Annotated in this window: 14 protein-coding genes and 1 pseudogene; 10 read left to right on the forward strand and 5 right to left on the reverse strand. The window is 67.0% G+C overall.

The features are described 5' to 3' along the window. Both J8847_RS20035 and J8847_RS24265 read left to right on the forward strand, forming a co-directional pair. The coding region (locus J8847_RS20035) for a YkgJ family cysteine cluster protein (protein WP_307727527.1) at window positions 1–391 on the forward strand (391 nt) is incomplete at its 5' end. A 184-nt stretch (window positions 392–575) separates the two neighbouring features. Next, window positions 576–701 (forward strand): annotated as a pseudogene (locus J8847_RS24265) (GIY-YIG nuclease family protein); the annotation flags it as partial. A 135-nt stretch (window positions 702–836) separates the two neighbouring features. Here J8847_RS24265 and J8847_RS20045 read toward each other — a convergent pair. Both J8847_RS20045 and murB read right to left on the reverse strand, forming a co-directional pair. Next, window positions 837–1,547, reverse strand: coding sequence for an SDR family oxidoreductase (locus J8847_RS20045; RefSeq protein ID WP_211526474.1), 711 nt, complete (start codon window positions 1,545–1,547; stop codon window positions 837–839). Window positions 1,548–1,558: 11 nt separating this feature from the next. After that, complete coding sequence (murB, locus tag J8847_RS20050) at window positions 1,559–2,587, reverse strand: UDP-N-acetylmuramate dehydrogenase (protein WP_211526475.1); 1,029 nt, start codon at window positions 2,585–2,587, stop codon at window positions 1,559–1,561. A 155-nt stretch (window positions 2,588–2,742) separates the two neighbouring features. Between murB and J8847_RS20055 the strand changes: the two genes are divergently transcribed. The 4 genes from J8847_RS20055 (at window position 2,743) to J8847_RS20070 (ending at window position 7,650) form a co-directional block, all read left to right on the forward strand. Continuing rightward, a complete protein-coding gene (locus tag J8847_RS20055) occupies window positions 2,743–3,228 on the forward strand; it encodes a YajQ family cyclic di-GMP-binding protein (protein WP_211522231.1) in 486 nt (161 codons plus the stop codon). 158 nt (window positions 3,229–3,386) lie between these two features. Beyond that, a complete protein-coding gene (locus J8847_RS20060; RefSeq protein WP_211526476.1) occupies window positions 3,387–4,655 on the forward strand; it encodes a nitronate monooxygenase in 1,269 nt (422 codons plus the stop codon). Between the two features lie 136 nt (window positions 4,656–4,791). Beyond that, window positions 4,792–5,091, forward strand: a complete 300-nt coding sequence (locus tag J8847_RS20065) for a hypothetical protein (protein WP_211526477.1) — start codon at window positions 4,792–4,794, stop codon at window positions 5,089–5,091. Between the two features lie 171 nt (window positions 5,092–5,262). Continuing rightward, window positions 5,263–7,650 carry an EAL domain-containing protein gene (locus J8847_RS20070; protein ID WP_211526478.1) on the forward strand — a complete coding sequence of 796 codons (2,388 nt, stop codon included), beginning with the start codon at window positions 5,263–5,265 and terminating at the stop codon, window positions 7,648–7,650. A 217-nt stretch (window positions 7,651–7,867) separates the two neighbouring features. On the opposite strand, the gene J8847_RS20075 is transcribed toward J8847_RS20070, so the two are convergent. Beyond that, a complete protein-coding gene (locus tag J8847_RS20075; RefSeq protein ID WP_211526479.1) occupies window positions 7,868–8,806 on the reverse strand; it encodes an exopolyphosphatase in 939 nt (312 codons plus the stop codon). Window positions 8,807–9,123: 317 nt separating this feature from the next. Here J8847_RS20075 and J8847_RS20080 point away from each other — a divergent pair, with 317 nt between their 5' ends. The 4 genes from J8847_RS20080 to J8847_RS20095 all read left to right on the forward strand — a co-directional run bounded on the left by J8847_RS20080 (window position 9,124) and on the right by J8847_RS20095 (window position 13,826). Next, on the forward strand, window positions 9,124–10,383 hold the full coding sequence (locus tag J8847_RS20080) for a sensor histidine kinase (protein ID WP_211526480.1): 1,260 nt from the start codon (window positions 9,124–9,126) through the stop codon (window positions 10,381–10,383). 75 nt (window positions 10,384–10,458) lie between these two features. Beyond that, complete coding sequence (locus J8847_RS20085; protein WP_211526481.1) at window positions 10,459–11,220, forward strand: LytTR family DNA-binding domain-containing protein; 762 nt, start codon at window positions 10,459–10,461, stop codon at window positions 11,218–11,220. 248 nt (window positions 11,221–11,468) lie between these two features. Then, a complete protein-coding gene (locus tag J8847_RS20090; protein WP_211526482.1) occupies window positions 11,469–12,686 on the forward strand; it encodes a sensor histidine kinase in 1,218 nt (405 codons plus the stop codon). 126 nt (window positions 12,687–12,812) lie between these two features. Beyond that, window positions 12,813–13,826: a porin gene (locus J8847_RS20095; protein ID WP_211526483.1), complete on the forward strand. Its 1,014-nt coding sequence runs from the start codon at window positions 12,813–12,815 to the stop codon at window positions 13,824–13,826. Between the two features lie 230 nt (window positions 13,827–14,056). Here J8847_RS20095 and J8847_RS20100 read toward each other — a convergent pair whose 3' ends face one another. Together J8847_RS20100 and J8847_RS20105 are read right to left on the reverse strand one after the other, a co-directional pair. Then, on the reverse strand, window positions 14,057–15,247 hold the full coding sequence (locus J8847_RS20100; protein WP_211526484.1) for a diguanylate cyclase: 1,191 nt from the start codon (window positions 15,245–15,247) through the stop codon (window positions 14,057–14,059). 118 nt (window positions 15,248–15,365) lie between these two features. After that, entirely contained in the window at window positions 15,366–18,386 is a 3,021-nt protein-coding gene (locus J8847_RS20105) for a sensor histidine kinase (protein WP_211526485.1), read from the reverse strand. Window positions 18,387–18,418 lie beyond the last annotated feature (32 nt).

An 18,418-nucleotide genomic window follows, 5' to 3' on the forward strand; every position in this document is an offset into this window, starting at 1 on the left:
CCGCCTGCGGGCGGCTTTTTTTCGTCCTGTTCGCGCGGTAGAATCGTTTTCCATGAATGCTGACGCGGACAATCCCTGCCTCGACTGCGGCGCCTGCTGCAAGTCGTTTCGTGTTTCGTTCTACTGGGCCGAGGCGCAGGAGTGCGGGCTACCCGAGGGGTGGACGGAACAGGTGACGCCGCATTTGTCGTGCATGAAGGGGACCAATGCGGCGGCGCCGTATTGCGCGGCGCTTGGGAAGGGGGATGCCGGGGTGATGGCGTGCGGGGTGTATGCATGCAGGCCGAGTCCGTGCAGGGAAGTTCAGATTGGGGATGAGAAGTGCAGTCGGGCCAGGGGGATGCATGGGTTGGCGCCGATCGAAACTGCACGGCTGATCGAGCAAACTTAGGTTCCCGCCTTCGCGGGAACGACGGTTTTGGAGCTAGCAGCTCCGTCCGCTTTCTCTGACCTCCACCCGCCAAACCGTCGTTCCCGCGAAGGCGGGAACCCAAGTTAGTTTGCGTTACCCCACCCTCCCCCTCGGGCGACAACGCACAATGTCCGCCATGGACAAGAGCTCATACGTCTACATCATGGCCAGCCGCCCCTACGGCACGCTCTACATCGGCGTCACATCCGACCTGATCAAGCGCGTCTGGCAGCACCGCGAAGGCTTCGTCGACGGTTTCACCAAACAGCACAAGACTCACCGCCTGGTCTGGTACGAAATCCACTGCGACATCATCGAAGCCATCACCCGTGAAAAAAAAACTCAAGCACTGGAACCGCGACTGGAAAATCAACCTCATCCAATCCAACAACCCCAGCTGGCGCGACCTCTACCCCACCCTCACCTAGCCGCGCAAATCATCCACCGGCTTCCCGCCAAACTCCGCATCCAGCAAATAATCCACCAGGCTCACCGCACACACCGTCGGCTGCGCCAGCACCCCGCTGTCCTTCATGTCCACGAACCGCTGTCTGAGCGGAAAGCGCTCATCCGGCGTGGCCCTGATTTCCGCCTGCATATCCGTATCGATCACTCCCGGCGCCAGGCTGCACGCCTTTACGCGCGCATCCGCGTCCAGCGCCACCGCCCGCGCATGCTGGTCCAGCGCCGCCTTGGTGGCGCAATACACGCTCCACCCCGGATACGCGCTGCGCCCCGCCCCGCTCGAGATATGCAGGATGCGCCTTTCAGCCTGCGGCGCCGCCTGCACGAAGGCAGCCGACAGCGCCAGCGGCGCGCCCACATTCAGGGTGGCCGCGCGCAGCGCCGCCAGCGGATCCTGCTCCCCCAGCGGCCCCACCGGCGTCACCACGCCCGCATTGTTCACCAGCAGCGCCACATCGCAGCCCGCCAGGAAACTGCGCAGCGCATGCCCGCCGATCCAGCCCGCCAGCGCCGCCGAATCGGACAGGTCGACCACCGCCTGCTCCATGCCCTCGCCAATCTCGGCATGTCCGCGCGCCACGCCCAGCACCGGGATGCCGCGCACCACCAGCTCCGCCGCCACCGCGGCGCCAAGGCCACGGGTGTGGCCGGTCACGACTGCCTTGATCATGCCCACCTCCGCTAAATGAATACCGGCTCCGGCTCCAGCGCCACGCCGTAGCGCGCCTCGACATCCGCCTGGATCGCCCGCGCCAGGCGCACCACGTCTTCGCCGCGCGCCCCGCCCAGGTTCACCAGCACCAGCGCCTGCTTCGGATACACGCCCGCCGCGCCCATGCTGCGGCCCTTCCAGCCGCACTGGTCGATCAGCCAGCCCGCCGCCAGCTTTTCCGTGCCGTCGGGCTGCGCATGGTGGACCAGGTTCGGGAACTGCGCCAGCAGGCGCGCGCAGTGCTCGGCGGAGACCACCGGGTTCTTGAAGAAACTCCCCGCATTGCCGATCTCGGCCGGGTCCGGCAGCTTGCGGCGCCGGATCGCTTCGACCAGGGCGCCCACCTGGCGCGGCGTCGGCGATTCCAGTCCGGCGTCGCGTGCGGCGTTGGCCAGTTCCGCATAGCGCAGGTTCGGCGCCCAGTCCTTGGGCAGCGCGAAGGTCACGTCCAGCACCACCAGCGCGCGTCCGTCCTCGTGCTTGAAGATGCTGTCCCGGTAGGCGAAGCGGCAGTCCTGCGCATCCAGCACACGCACTTCGCCGCTGTCCATGTCGTATGCCGTCAGACTATGGAAGACATCCTTGGTTTCCGTGCCATACGCCCCCACGTTCTGGATCGGCGCGGCGCCCACCGTGCCGGGGATCAGCGACAGGTTTTCCAGGCCGCCCAGCCCCTGCTCCAGCGTGTACTGGACGAAGGCGTGCCAGTTCTCGCCCGCCTGGGCCCGCACCAGCACCCGCCCGTCCTGTTCGCCGAGGATCTCGCGCCCCAGGCCGGACATGTGCAGCACCACGCCGTCGAAGTCGCGGGTGAACAGCAGGTTGCTGCCGCCCCCGAGCACCAGGCGCGGCAGCGCGCCCAGTTCGGGGTCGGCGCGCAGCTGGTCCAGCTGCTCCGCGCCGGTCACGCGCAGGTAGTGCCGGGCCCTGGCCGGAATGCGGAAGGTGTTGAAGGAATCGAGCGGCTGGTCGTGGACGAGGAACAGGTGTGGATGCATGGCGTAGACAGGTTTTTCGCCCCATTATAGAGCCAAGGCGGTATCAAGGACGCCTCCAGCCTTGCCGGTCTGGCAAAACAGGTCGCCGGTTCGGACGGTTGTCCGTTAAAATAGAGGGATTCATCTAATAGCAACATCAGGAAAAAGGAAGAACCATGCCATCGTTTGATGTCGTCTGCGAAGCAGACATGGTCGAAGTGAAGAACGCCGTCGAACAGTCGAACAAGGAAATCACCACCCGCTTCGACTTCAAGGGCAGCTCGGCCAAGGTCGAACAGAAGGAACGCGAACTGACCCTGTTCGCCGACGCCGACTTCCAGCTCGGCCAGGTCAAGGACGTCCTCATCAACAAGATGTCGAAGCGCAAGGTCGACGTCCGCTTCCTCGACGAAGGCAAGGTCGAGAAGATCGGCGGCGACAAGGTCAAGCAGGTCATCAAGGTGCGCAACGGCATCGAGACCGAAGACGCCAAGAAGATCACCAAGGTGATCAAGGAAAGCAAGATGAAGGTCCAGGCCAGCATCCAGGGCGAATCGGTGCGCATCACCGGCGCCAAGCGCGACGACCTGCAGGCCGCCATGGCCCTGCTGCGCAAGGATGTCCAGGAACTGCCGCTGGCGTTCAACAATTTCCGCGATTAAGCACCGCGCCCGGGCCGGCGTACCGGCCCGCAGCGCCCGCCTGGGACAATCCGTCACAGGGGGCACAGACCCGCTTGGGGTAGAATGAAGGCCGTGCGCTCACGGTGTTTTTCTGCGCCTGCCCGTCGTACTCGAAGAGTCGTAGTCTAAGGATAGCAATGAAACGTGTTGATGATTTCCGCTTAAAACTGGGCAACAAGGAATATGTGCCCATCATGATCGGCGGAATGGGTGTGGACATCTCGACGTCCGAACTGGCGCTGGAAGCCGCGCGCCTGGGCGGTATCGGCCATATTTCCGATGCCATGGTGCAAGACGTTTCGGACCGCAAGTTCGACACCACCTTCGTCAAGGACAAGACGAAGCTCTACAAGTTCAACATCAACAACATGAACAAGGCGGTGGTCCAGTTCGACCTCGACCGCCTGGCCGAAGCGACCCGCCTGCACGTGGGCGCGACCATGGAAGCGAAGAAAGGCGATGGCCTGGTCTTCGTGAACTGCATGGAAAAGCTGACCATGAACGCGCCCAAGGAAACCCTGCGCGTGCGCCTGGCCTCGGCGCTGGATGCGGGCATCGACGGCATCACCATGTCGGCCGGCCTGCACCTGGGTTCCTTCGAGCTGATCAAGGATCACCCGCGCTTCCGCGACGCCAAGCTGGGCATCATCGTGTCCTCGGTGCGCGCGCTGCAGCTGTTCCTGCGCAAGGTCTCGCGCCTGGACCGCCTGCCCGACTACATCATCGTCGAAGGCCCGCTGGCCGGCGGCCACCTGGGCTTCGGCATCGACGACTGGAAGCAGTACGACCTGCACACCATCATGGACGAGATCCATGCCTTCATGCGCGCCGAGCAGCTGGACATCCCCCTCATCGCGGCCGGCGGCGTGTTTACCGGCACCGATGCGGCGGGCTTCCTGGAAAAAGGCGCCGGCGGCGTGCAGGTGGCGACCCGCTTCACCGTCACCCACGAATGCGGCCTGCCGGACAACGTCAAGCAGGAATACTTCCGCGCCGGCGAGGACGACATCGAAGTCAACGGCCTGTCGCCGACCGGCTACCCGATGCGCATGCTGAGGAACACCCCGGCGATCGGCTCCGGCATCCGCCCGGGCTGCGAATCCTACGGCTACCTGCTGGACGCCACCGGCAACTGCGCCTACATCAACTCGTACAACCGCGAGGTGCAGGCCAGCCCGGACAGCAAGAACATCGTGGTCATGGACAAGACCTGCCTGTGCACCCACATGCGTAATTTCAATTGCTGGACCTGCGGCCACTACACCTACCGCCTGAAGGACACCACCCACCTGCTGGCGGACGGCAATTACCAGATCCTGTCGGCCGAGCACGTGTTCAAGGACTACCAGTTCAGCGTGAACAACGAGATCGCCCTGCCGCCGAAGCAGGAAAACGCAGCGGCGTAAGGCCACCGCGCTCCGGGAAAGCCACGATGCGTCGTGGCTTTTTTATTGCCGCTGAGAATCGTCAGCCGGAACTGGCACAAGCGCCGCAAGCTGCGATACTATTTGAACATCATTCACACCCACACGGAGATCGACCATGTCCCCCGCCATCGGCAACGCCCCGCTGCGCCCCGTCTCGACCGACCTGCTGCGCGTCGTCCTCGCGACCGCCTGCCTCCTGCTGGTGCCGCTGGTCGCCATGCAGTTCACCCGCGAAGTCAACTGGACCGGCTTCGACTTCGCCGTGGCCGCCTTCCTGCTGGGCGGCACGGGCACGGCCTGGGTCCTGCTGTCGCGCATGGTGCGCGGCACGCGCGAGCGCAAGCTGCTCGGCCTGGTGCTGCTGGGCGCCCTGCTCGTCGTGTGGGCCGAGCTGGCCGTCGGTATCTTCCACTAAGCTTAAGCCGGCCTCCCCCCCTTTCGCCCGGCGCGCGCGCGCCGGGCTGCCCCTCTTTTCCCCGTTTCCGCATCTTTCCGTATCTTCCGCGCATCGCTACGGTTGTTCGCGCCACGCGCGCCGAAACCGGTGTAAGCTGACCTTCAGCGAGCCCTCAGTGCGAGGTAGGACATGCCTACGACGGACGAATCCGAGAAGCTAAGCTTTCTGACGGACGAGACGGGCCGGATCACCACCTGGAATCCCGCATGCGAGGCGCTGTTCGGACTCCCGACGGCCCAGGCTGTCGGCCAGGCGCTGGACGGCCTGCTGGCCGGCGGACCCGGCTGGCTCGAGCTGGCCGAAGCCGGCAGCGGCCTGGTCTCGCTCCACATGGCCGGCATGCGCGAGGAAGAAGCGCTCCTGACCCTGGTCGCCCAGCACGACGGCGACGGCGCGCCGCGCGCCTGGGTGGTCACCGTTTCCTTCCCCCACGGCCTCAACGAATCCGAAAGCGAACGGGTCGGCCGCACGCCGCTGTCGCATGTGGTCGATCTGCTGCCCGGCATCTTCTACGTCATCAACCGCGACGGCCGCTTCGTCCTGTGGAACCATAACCTCGAGCGCCTGTCCGAAATGATGCCGGACGAAGTCGCCGCCACCCACGCCCTCGACCTGTTCGACTTCCGCGACCGCCCGCAGGCGCTCGACAACATCCGGCGCGTGTTCAAGGAAGGCGCCGAGGTCTCGATGGAGGCCGACTACGTCTCGCGCAGCGGCCGCGAGACGCCCATGCTGCTGGGCGGCGCGCCGATTTCCTGCAACGGCGGCACCTACCTGTTCGGCATGGGCATCGACATCTCGGCGCGCCGCAACCGGGAACGCCAGATGCGCCTTTACGAGCGCGCCCTGCATGCGGCCAGCAACGGCATCGTGATCACCGGCTGCCGCAACGGCCACCACCCGATCGAATACGTCAATCCCGCCTTCGAGCGCATCACCGGCTACAGCAGCGAGGAGGTGGTCGGGCGCGACTCGCGCTTCATGGCCGCGCCCGGCATGGACCCGGACGAACGGGCCCAGGTGCGCCTGGCGCTGCGCGAACTGCGCCCCATCAAGGTGGTGTTGCGCAACCAGCGCAAGAGCGGCGAGCTGTTCTGGAACGACCTGAGCATCACGCCGGTGCACGACGAGCACGGCCAGGTGACCCATTTCATCGGCATCATCAACGACGTCACCGCGGTCAAGCAGCGCACCGCCCACCTCGAGCACGAGGTCAACCACGACGGCCTGACCGGCCTGGCCAACCGCAACCTGATGTGGGACCGCCTGGGCCACGCCCTGCACTTGGCCCAGCGCCACCAGACCATGGTGGCGGCGGTGCTGGTGGACCTGGACAACTTCAAGACCATCAACGACACCTTCGGCCATGCGGCCGGCGACGTGGTGCTGAAGGTGGTGGCGCGGCGCCTGCAGTCGGCGGTGCGCGACAGCGACACGGTGGCGCGCATGTCGGGCGACGAATTCGTGCTGGTGCTGGTGGACCAGCCCTCGCTGCGCTTCACCCTGCGCATGGTGGAGCGGGTGCGGCGCGCGCTGGTGATGCCGGTCGCCTTCGGCGGCAACGAGATCCCGGTCGGGGCCAGCCTGGGCGTGGCGGCCTTCCCCGGCGACGGCCACACGCCGGCCGAACTGGTGCGGGCGGCCGACATGGCGATGTACCGCGCCAAGAACAACGGCGGCGGCGTGCACTTCTACTCCGCCGAGATGCGCACGGCCAGCCAGGCGCGGGCCGCCCTGGCCGACAGCATGCGCGACGTGCTGGCGCGCGACGAGCTGTTCCTGCTGTTCCAGCCGCGCATGGACGCCAAGACCGGCAAGGTGCGCGGCTTCGAGGCCCTGCTGCGCTGGCGCCATCCCGAGCACGGCGTGATGCTGCCGGCCGCCTTCCTGGCCGAGGCCGAGGAAAGCGGGCGGATCGTCGAGATCGGCAACTGGGTGCTGGACCAGGCCTGCAACTTCCTGCGCCAGCTGCGCGACGCCGGCTATACGGGGCTGCCGGTGGCGGTCAACGTCTCGCACCGCGAATACAGCCGGCCCGGCTTCATTCCGGGCCTGGCGGCGCGCATGGAGCAGCATGGCCTGCCGCCGGGGAGCCTGGAGATCGAGATTCCCGAGGCCGACCTGATCCGCAGCCCGGGCATCGGGCGCGACCTGGCGAACCAGCTGCGCGAGGTGGGCGTGGTGCTGTCGGTGGACGAATTCGGGCGCGGGATTTCGGATATCTCCTTCCTGCAGCAGCTGTCGGTGCGGCAGGTGAAGCTGTCGAAGGCGGCGGTGCACGGGATCGCCGGCGACGGGGCCGGGACCGGGCCTTCACTGGCCAAGACCCTGATCGATATCGGGCACAACCTGGAGATGTCGGTGGTGGGCGAGGCGGTGGAGACCGAGGCGCAGGTGGAGTTCCTGCGCCTGCATGGGTGCGATCAGCTGCAGGGGGCGTGGTTCAGCGAGCCGCTGGCGGCGGACGCGGCGCAAAGGATGCTGGCGCAGGGGGTGCAGGAGCAGCGGGCGCAGTAGCCCGCGTTGCAACGACGCCATTGTGGCCACGTCCCTCAATCCGTCGTTCCGGGACTCGGCGTCCCCCTTGGCCGGAACCTAAGTTTTACGCGTACCACCAACGGTTAGCGTAACCGGCCTGCGAACAAACTTGGATCCCGGCCTTCGCCGGGAGTTATTGCCGCCAGTGGCGGGAATGACGGTTTTGAGGCTAACGCAGTTGGATGCCGATAACTGCTCACCCTTCACTCGTAATCCGATTCACCAAGGCCTCCAGCACGTCCTCCGCCATGTCATTCGACACCTGGCACGTCCCCGCATTCTCATGCCCGCCCCCGCCATACTCCAGCATCAGCGCCCCGATATTGGTCCGCGACGTCCGGTTCAGAATCGACTTCCCCGTCGCGAACACCGTATTCTGCTGTTTCAGCCCCCACAGCACGTGGATCGAGATATTCGTCTGCGGGAACAGCGCATAAATGATGAACCGGTTCCCCGCATAAATCACCGGCTCCTCGCGCAGGTCCAGCACCACCAGGTTGCCGTGCACGCGCGCGCAGCGGCGGATCTGTTCCTTGCACAGCGCGTGATGCTCGAAATACAGCGCGGTCCGCTCCTGCACGTCCGGCAGCGCCATGATCTCGTGGATCGTGTGCGTGGCGCAGTGATCGATCAGCGCCATCATCAGCTGGTAGTTCGAAATCCGGAATTCGTGGAAACGCCCCAGCCCCGTGCGCGCGTCCATCAGGAAGTTGAGCAGGTTCCAGCCCATCGGATCCAGCACTTCCGCCTGCGAGAAGCGCGCCGAGTCGCCCTTGTCGACCGCCGCCAGCATGTCGTTCCAGGCCGCCGGGAAGGTCGCGGCGCCGCCGTAATGGTCGTACACCACGCGCGCCGCCGAGGGCGCGTCCGGGTGGATGATGTGGTTCTCGCGCCGCCCGGTATTGCGCAGAGTTTCCGATATGTGATGGTCGAAGGACAAGTGAGCGGCCGGGACGTAAGGCAGGTTGGTCGTGATGTCGTGCGCGCTGATGGCGATCTTGCCGTCCTGCATGTCCTTGGGGTGGACAAACAGGATGTCGTCGATCAGATCGAGGTGCCTGAGGAGCACCGCGCACACCAAACCGTCGAAATCGCTGCGGGTAACGAGGCGGTATTTTCCAGGAGCTGCAGGCATCGGCAAACCCTTTCATTATCGGATTGAGGACCCGGCCGGCATGGCTGGTGGCCAGGCGGAGAATCCTCATACCTTGCAATGTTTCTAATCGACAGAATTTGCGCTAGCTCAGTGGTACAGGGCGATGGGCAAATGCGGCAGCCTGTTCCCCGATTCCTGCAGACTGTCGCAGGGGACTGGCAAGCGCGGCGGCCTACGGGTAAAGTTGCAACATCCCAACAGTCGGATTGGCCGGGAAATCCTCGCACCCCTGTTTCCCGGCTCCGCGGGTGCGCGCAGGTTACACTCGCGCACCACTGAGAGAAAACGACAACGACATGCAAGCACGCAGCACAACCCAGCAGTATTTTTCCAGCGTCCTGTCCTGGCTCTACCGCGCCTTCGACGCCGTGGCGACCTGGGTGACGCAACTGTCGTGGTGGAAATTCTTCCTGTTCGCAATCCTGACCCTGACCGCCGGCGCCATCCTGCAGGAAGAGCTGTTCAACGGCCCGGCCGAGGAAGAGATCGCCCGCGCCGAGCGCGACGCCGCGCGCCGCAGCGACGCCAGCATCCTGATCGACGAAAGCGGCATCCATTTCAACCCGCGCAAGAACCGTCCGGGCGCCACGCCCGAGCCGCCTGTTCCGCCTGCCGCACCCGAGGCGCCGGCCGCCCCGTCTGCCCCGTCCACCCCGGCCACGCCGTCCACCCCGAGCCAGCCGGGCGTGCACCCGAACGGCGATTCGGTCCACATCGAGCTGCCGCCCCAGATCGGCGAGGAATTGTCGAATGCCATCGAGGCGGCGGTGGAAGACGCGGCCGAGCAGAAGGTGTCGCGCTATCACAAGCAGGCCTCGACCTGGTTCATGAACTTCGTGCTGCTGCTGGTGCTGGCCCTGTTCGGCACCAAGGCCCTGGTCGGCGGCAAGAAGCGCGCCGACGCCGAGCTGCAGGTGGCCAATGCCGCCGCCGAGCGCGAAGCGATGCAGCGCCAGCTGTCCGAGACCAAGATGCAGATGATGCAGGCCCAGGTGGAGCCCCACTTCCTGTTCAACACCCTGGCCTCGGTCGAGCACCTGATCACGGTCGACCCGCCGCGCGCCTCGGCCATGCAGCGCAGCCTGATCCAGTACCTGCGCGCCGTGCTGCCGCAGATGCGCGACAACGCCGTGGTCACCGGCCTGGGGCGCGAGGTCGATATGGTCAAGGCCTACCTGAACCTGCTCAAGATGCGCATGGAAGAACGCCTCACGGTCGACCTGCAAATTCCCGAAGGCCTGCGCAGCGCCGCCTTCCCGCCGATGATGCTGCAGTCGATGGTCGAGAACGCGATCAAGCACGGCCTGGAATGCAAGCCCGAAGGCGGCACGCTCAAGATCGTGGCCGATGTGGTCGACAGCAAGCTGCGCGTGACCGTCACCGACGACGGCGTGGGCTTCGGCGTGGTGCCGAGCGACGGCACAGGCCTGGGGCTGCAGACCATCCGCGAACGCCTCAAGCTGCTGCACGGCGACGCCGCCAGCCTGCACATCGGCGCCAACAGCCCGAGCGGCGTGATCGCCACCATCACCGTGCCCTATCAGTTATCCAAATAAGGGCGGAAAAAGGCTACTTGCCTGCCGCCCCGTTTCGTTGAATAATTGTTACCCCTTTCCAGCAACGAGAAGATCATGCCTACTGCAATCATTGCCGATGACGAAAGACTGATGCGCGACCAGCTGCGCATGCGCCTGTCCGAGGTGTGGCCGGAACTGGATATCCTGGGCGAAGCGAAGAACGGCGAGGAAGCGGTGGAACTGGTGGACCAGCTCAAGCCGGACCTGACCTTCCTGGACATCCGCATGCCGGGCAAGACCGGTATGGAAGCGGCGCGCGACATCGGCGACCGCAGCCAGATCGTGTTCGTCACGGCCTACGACCAGTACGCGGTGGAAGCCTTCGAGCGCGGCGCGATCGACTACGTGCTCAAGCCGACCGAGCCCGAGCGCCTGAAGATCACGGTCGACCGCCTCAAGCAGCGTCTGGAGCGCCCGGAGGAAAACGTCAACCAGAGCGTGACGGCGATGCTGTCGCAGCTGGCGGAAAAGATCGCGGCGCCCAAGCCCAAGCACCTGCAGTGGATCCAGGCCAGCATCGGCCAGGACCTGCGCATGATCCCGGTCGAAGACATCCTGTTCTTCCGCTCGGACGAGAAGTACACCTGCGTGCAGACGGCCAGCTTCGAGGCGCTGATCCGCAAGCCGGTGCGCGATTTGGCGGATGAACTGGATCCGTCGCTGTTCTGGCAGATTCACCGCGCGACCTTGGTCAATGTGAATGCGATCGAGGGTGTGACGCGGGATATCCGCGGGCGGCACCTGGTTCAGATCAAGGGGCGGCCGGAGAAGCTGGAGGTGAGCCGCAGCTTCCTGCATTTGTTCAAGCAGATGTGATCTGATGCGATAACGCTGTTCATGCAAACTTGGATCCCGGCCTTCGCCGGGACGACGTGCCAAGGGCGCGGGCTTGAAGGTACTGTATCTTGGTGCCGCCACCTTAAGACCGTCGTCCCGGCGCAGGCCGGGACCCAAGTTCACCGCATACCCCTAACGCATCCCCGCCCCCCCCCATTTAGCCCCCCTCAACACCCCTCCCCCCACTCCAGCGTACTGTAGAAGCCCACCCACGTCCCAGGCTTCGCATGGCAACACCCCGCATCACCTCCCTGCGCCGCTACCGCCGCCGCCCCAGGCGCCCGGCGATGCTGATGGCCGGCTTCCTCGGCGGCTACTGCGCGGGCCACCTGGCCGCCGCGCTGCGCCGCGCCCGCCTCAGTGCTCGTGACAAGCGCAAGACCGTGCGCGACCTGGACGGCCGCCGCATCGTGCACAGCGCCAGCGACGCCATCCTCTCGATCGACGAAAACAGCGCGGTCCTGATGGCCAACCCCGCCGCCGCCGCCATGTTCGCCACCAGCGTGGCGGCCATGCAGGGCGCCCCGCTCGCCCGCTACATCCAGCCGCCCAGCGCGGCCGCGCGCACGCCGCTCGACTACTTCGCGGCCGGCAGCGGCCGCGCGGGCCGGCGCGCCACCGACTACGCCGTCACCGGCATCCGCGCCAACGGCCACCTGTTCCCGATCGAAGGTTCGATCTCGTCGGTCCAGCACGACGGACGCGAGATCTATACCGTAATCCTGCGCGACGTTTCCGAACGCCACCTGGTGCAGCAGACCCTGGCGCGTTCGCACGACCAGCTGCGCCAGCTCTCGTCCGCCCTGCAGACCATCCGCGAGGAAGAACGCACCCACATCGCGCGCGAGCTGCACGACGATCTCGGCCAGCTGCTCGCCTCGCTGCGCATGGACCTGACCCTGCTGGGGCGCACCGATCCGCTGCCGGCCCCCAGCGCACGCCTGATCCAGGGCATGGAAGCCAACCTGCTGACCGCCATCACCTCGCTGCGCCGCATCGCCGCCAACCTGCGCCCGCGCGCCCTCGACGAGGGCGGCCTGTACTTCGCGCTGCAGGGCCTGCGCGACGACTTCGTCGAGCGCCACGGCATCGCCTGCACCTTGCTGGCCGACGAATCCGAGCTGCGCCTGGACGATGCCGCCAGCACCGCCATCTTCCGCATCGTGCAGGAAGCGCTGACCAACGTGGCGCGCCATGCGCAGGCCGCCAATGTGGTGCTCAACCTGTTCCGCACCGACCACGACCTGATGGTGAGCATCCGCGACGACGGCCGCGGCATCCGCGCCGAAGACATGGACAAGGCCCAGTCGCTGGGCCTGGTCGGCATGCGCGAGCGGGTCTGGAACATGGGTGGAGAAATCTCGATCAGCAGCGCAGCAGACGGCGGCGATGCGCCCGGCACCCGCATCGACATCGCGCTCCCCGTCGCCAAGCACCTCGTCTGAACGCGGCTTGGCCTGACAGCAACATGGTTTGATTGTCATCAACGCGACACATTGCCTCGATAAGATCCCGGTCGATCTGAGTGACATCACGCACTCAACATCTTGTGAAACCAACTGGAGATCTTCATGAAGTATCAATGCCTCGCCGCCGCAGTCCTGTCCTGCCTCCCGCTGTTCGCCCACGCCCAGAGCAACGTCCAAGTCTATGGCGTGATGGACGCGGCCATCGCGATCGAGGACACCGACGCACCGGGCGAAGACCGCCGCACCGTGATCAACTCGGGCAACCAGTCGAGCAGCCGCCTCGGCTTCCGCGGCACCGAAGATCTGGGCAACGGCCTCAAGGCACTGTTCAACATCGAAGCCGGCGTGGCGCTGGATACCGGGGCCGCCGATTCGACCCTGTTCGGCCGCCGCGCCGTGGTCGGCCTGCAAGGCAACTTCGGCACCGTGACCGTGGGCCGCGAATACAGCCCGATCGCCGCCGTCGCCGCCGCGACCGACATCCTGGGCCAGGGCATGTTCGGCAGTAACCTGTCGGCCTTCGGCAGCAACCGCCTGACCCGCCGCCTGGCCAACTCGGTCAACTACAAGAGCAACGCGCTGTCCGGCTTCGTCGTCAACGCCGCCTACTCGACCGGCGAAAAGAGCGTCGACCCGTCGGGCGACCTGATGGGCGTGTCGGTGGAATACAAGACCGGCGGCCTGTACCTGGGCGGCGGCTATCATGTGTTCGAGCGCCTGGCGAGCGGCGACGACAAGGAATGGGCGGCCGGCGCGGGCTACGCCTTCGGTCCTGTCGAGATCAAGGGTAACTACCTGGTCGCCGATCCGGAAGGCGCCAACAACGAATACAAGAACGCCAACCTGGGCGCGTCCTACGCCATGGGCCCGAGCAAGTTCTTCCTGAACTTCCAGCAGCAGAAGCTGGAGACCGGCGCCAAGGGCAAAACCGTGTCGCTGGCCTACACCTACGCGCTGTCGAAGCGCACCAACATCTACACGACCTACGCCCAGCTGCGCAACAACGGCCGCGGCGTGTTCGGCATCAACTCGTCGTCGACCTCGGTCGCTCCGCCGAGCACCGCACTGGGCGCCGATCCGTCGGTGTTCAGCCTGGGTCTGCGTCACACGTTCTAAGACCCTTGCGATGCGGTAGATCAGATCATCACCGTTAGCCTGGAGGCCGTCGTTCCCGCGCAGGCGGGAACCCAAGTTTGCGTGCACATCCGCTCCATTCGCGATAGTGGTGTGCGTAAAACTTAGGTTCCCGCCTTCGCGGGAACGACGGTTTTGGAGCTAACGATTCAAACGCGGGTGCGACGGTTTTGGGGCTAACGATTCAATTCAGTTCAGTTCGCCGTTCGATCCTACCCCGCCCGCTTCACCAGCGCCAGATAGGGTTCCGGCGCGCGCGCCACGACACGGTTGCGCCCCGCTTCCTTGGCCTCGTACATGGTCTCGTCGGCGCGCGCCAGCGCGGCCTCGAGCGCCTCGCCGCGTGCGATCACGGTCACGCCGATGCTCAGGGTGAGCGTCTTCATCTTCGCGCACTCGGGCCGCGCCACGGCGCTCTCCACGGCCCTGCGCAGCTTCTCGGCCACCGCGGTCGCCGCGTTCAGGTCCGTGTCCGGCAGCAGCAGCGCGAATTCGTCGCCGCCCAGGCGCGCCAGCACGTCGCCGCCGCGCAGCACCTTGCGCACGCTGTCGGCCACCAGGCGCAGCGCCGCGTCGCCGGTGGCGTGGCCGCTCGCGTCGTTGATCGTCTTGAAGTTGTCCAGGTCGACCAGCATCAGGCCCAGCGGCTTGCCGCTGCGGACGGCGCGCGAACGCTCGCGCGCGGCCATGTCGGTGAAGGCCTTGCGCGACCAGGCGCCGGTCAGGTCGTCGTGCCGCGCCGCGAATTCGGCGCGCGCGACGATTTCGCGGTAGGCCATCAACAGGCCGCCCAGCGCCAGGGCCGGCAGCGCCAGCGAAGCGCCGACCAGGAACAGGACGCCGGTGTCGCTCGGCTGCAGCAGCGAGGCCGGCGCATGGCCGGCCGCGCCGACCCAGGCGATGCGCCCCGCGTGGCCGAGCGCCACCAGCGCGCACATCCCCAGCACGAAGCCCTGCGCATACCAGCGCCGCGGCCAGGCGCCGCGCGTCGACAGCACGGTGCGGGCGATTTCCACGCAGGCGCAGATCTGGAACAGCGAGACCACGGCGCTGCGCCCCGCGAAGGAGTCGATCTGATAATGAAAGAATGCCACCAGGATGCCGAGCGCGATGACCAGCGCGGCCAGGACCGGCTTGCCGGCGTCACGCCCGGCCAGCTGGCGGTAACCCGCCATCAGCGCGGCGCTGGCGGCCGCATAGGCGACGTTCGCGCCTTCATACGCGACCACCGGCGGCAGCTCGCGCCCGAAGGCGTACAGCATGTTGCCCACCATGCCGAGCACGGAAGCGAGCAGCATGGCGCGCATCCCGCGCACGCCGTCCGAGGTCACGGACAACAGCGCGAGGAAGGTCAGGAAGCAAAGCAGCGAGGCGATGAGGAAGATCTGCTGGGTAGCGAGCATCGGTAGCGGACTGGAAGCGGCGGGCTGGCGCCTTCGTGCCGCTATTATGGGCACGAACGCGCCGGAGTGCGCGCAAGATTCGCTTCGAAAGTGGCCGATCGGCCACAGGTATGATCAATCAGACCACGCTATCCGCCTCCCTGGCCGCCGTGCGCGCCGCAGCAAGGGGCGCGCCTTGCAAAGTCAGCATCACTTCCGTGCCGCGTGCCGGACGGTTGCGGATCACCAGCACGGCGCCGATCCTGGCGGCGCGCTCGCGCATGCCGGTCAGTCCCCAGTGGCCGGGGCGCCCGTGCATCTGGATGGCCGGGTCGAGCCCGATGCCGTCGTCGCGCACGGCCAGCACGGTCTGGCCGTCCGTGCAGGTCAGGTCGATCTCGATCAGTCCCGCGCGCGCATGGCGCATGGCATTGGCGATGGCTTCGCGGGCGACGTGGACCACCTCGTCGTGCACCTCGGGGGCCAGCTGCACGCAGCTCCCCTCGGTGCGCACGGCCACGCGAGCGCCGCTGCCCTCCTTCAGCTGGTCGGCCGCCTCGACCAGCGCCTGCGCCAGCGTGGGCGCGCCGCCGGCGTCGCGCAAGTCCATGACCTGGTCGCGTCCCTCGGCCACCACCCGGTCGGCCAGGTCGAGCGCGCGGTCGAGCTGCGCACGCGCCTCGCTGCCCGGCTCCAGGCGCTGGGCCAGCACCTGCAGGCGCAGGATCAGCCCCTGCAGGCTTTGCAGGAAGGTGTCGTGCAGGGTGCGCGCGATGCGCTCGCGCTCGCCCAGCCGCTCTTCCATCCGCGCCTGGAACTGGCGCTTTACCTGCGCCAGGCGCAGGCGGTACAGCAGGAACACGATCCCAGCCCCGAGCACCACGCACAGGGCCGCGAACCAGGGCGTCTGCACGAAGCGCGGGCGGATCTCGAAGGGCGGCGAGGCCGCCACGGCGCTCGCCACGCCGTCCTCGTTGACGGCGGCGACTTCGAAACGGTAAGTGCCCGGCCCAAGGTTGGTGTAATAGGCTACGCGGCGCGTGCCGACATCCTGCCAGCCGTGGTCGAGGCCGACCAGGCGGTAGCGGAAGGCGATCCGCTCGGGCGTGGTGTAGCTCAAGGCCGTGTAGTCGATCTGCAGCTGCTCGGTGCCCGGCGCGAAGGCCGCGACCTCGTGCGGCCGGTAGCGCCGGCCGCCCGCGTGGATGGCCTGGATCGCCACCGGCGGCGCCAGCGTATTGCGGCGCAGCCGGGCCGGATCGAACCAGGCCGCGCCGTCGGTGCCCGCCACCCACACCTTGCCGTCCGGCGCCACGAAGGCGGAGGGCGTGCGCACCAGGGTTTCGGCGCTGCCCGGATAGCCGTCGACATCGTTCCACAGGGCCGCGCGCAGCGGCAGCGCGGGGTCACGCATGGAGGCGCGCCAATCCTCGGCGCGCACCCGCAGCAGGCCGCGGCTGGTGTTGAACCAGCGCGTGCCGTCGGCAGTCACCGCCATTCCCGACACGTTCGACAGCATGTCGGGCTGCTCCGGCACGACCGGCCGGAAGCGTCCGTCCTGCAGCACCGCCATGCCGTTGTCGCCGCTCAGCAGCAGCTCGCGGCTGGCGTCGATGAAGCGCACGCCGCCGACCGCGATGCCTTCCTGCGGGCCGTATGCGCGCCATCGCTCGCCCTCGCGTACCAGCACACGGTCGTTGCGCAGTCCGAACCAGGTCTTGCCCGCGGCGTCGGCGGTGGCGTACAGCACGCCCTTGAGCTGCGGATGGGCCGACGGCGGCAGCCACTGGCCCGCGTGCCAGCGGTACAGGCCGCGCCCGCCGATCCCGACCCAGATGCTGTCGCGGTCCTGCGCGAGCAGCAGCACGAAGTTGCGCGGATTGTCGCCCGGCTGCAGCGGCGGCAGCGGATAGCTGGCCAGCACCCGGTCGCCGCGCCGCCGCTCGATCCGGCGGTTGCCGCCGATCAGCACGCTGCCGTCGCCGGCGGCCGCGACCACGTAGGTCTTCTGGTCGGTCGCCACCTGGCGCATGGCGCCATGGTCCAGGCGCCACAGGCTGGCGACGTCGCCGATCGAGTGGGTCACGCCCCAGACCGCGCCGCCGCCGTCATGCGCCAGGCCCAGGCGGCCGGCATCCGAGGGGAAGGCCAGGCGGATCAGCTTGTTATGCCGGAAGCGCTCCAGCCCGGCCACGGTGCCGACCCAGATATTGCCTTCCCGGTCTTCCATCATCGAATGGACGTTCAGGCTGCTCATCTGCCAGAGCTGGTCCAGGCGTTCGTCGCCGCCGCCCGCCGGGAATTCCGCGCCGTGCACTTGCCAGCTCAGGGGCACGGAGCGGCACAGGCCAACCGGGCAATTACCTTTCCAAAAATTTCCATCGCGGTCGAACAGGGTCTGGAAACTGCTGCCGGCCAGGCCGGTACGGGGCGCGGGACGCCAGCCGCCGGCCGGCTCGGGCAAGAGCCGCACCCGGTTGCCGTCGGCGATCCAGACCCGGCCATCCGGCGAGCCCAGCAGCAAAGGCCCGGGCGCCACATCGAGCACCGGCGTGAAGCGCCCGCTGGCGCGGTCCAGCAGGTGGAGCTGCTTGCCGTCGGAGGCCCACAGGCGGTCGTAATGGTCGCGGTAGACGTATTCGGCGCGCGGCAGCGGATAGTTCTGGACGCTTCCCATGCGCGTCCACTTGCCTTCGCGATAGTGCAACAGGCCGGTGGTCGAAGCCACCCAGGCGCTGCCGTCGCGCTCGAAGGCGATGCTGAAGGTAGCGCCGACCGGATCGCCCGCGACCGGTGCGACGTGGTGCAGGCGGCCGCCGCGCAAAACGCTCAAGCCGCCGAAGGTATAGCCGATCCACAGCTCGCCGTTGGGGCGGGCCGCCAGCGCGGTGATGCCCTTGCCCAGCAGCCGCTCGCCGCCCTGCGGCTGGAAGGCTTCGAAGCGCACGCCGTCGAAGCGGTACAGGCCCGAGGTGGTGCCGAGCCAGATCCAGCCGTCGCTGGTCTGGGCCATGGCGTCGATCTCGCGCGGGGCGCCCTGTTCGCCGGTCCAGATATCGTGGTGGAAGGCGCCGAGGCGCACTGCGGGATCGAGCGCGCGGGACGGACTGGCGAAACCCAGCCACAGGACGAGGGCGAACAGGAAAAACGGCAAACGCATAGGGAGAAGCAAGGTAGTGCGAAATTCCGGTG

The organism is Massilia sp. AB1 (assembly GCF_018119385.1).
In the GTDB taxonomy this organism is placed as follows: domain Bacteria; phylum Pseudomonadota; class Gammaproteobacteria; order Burkholderiales; family Burkholderiaceae_D; genus Telluria.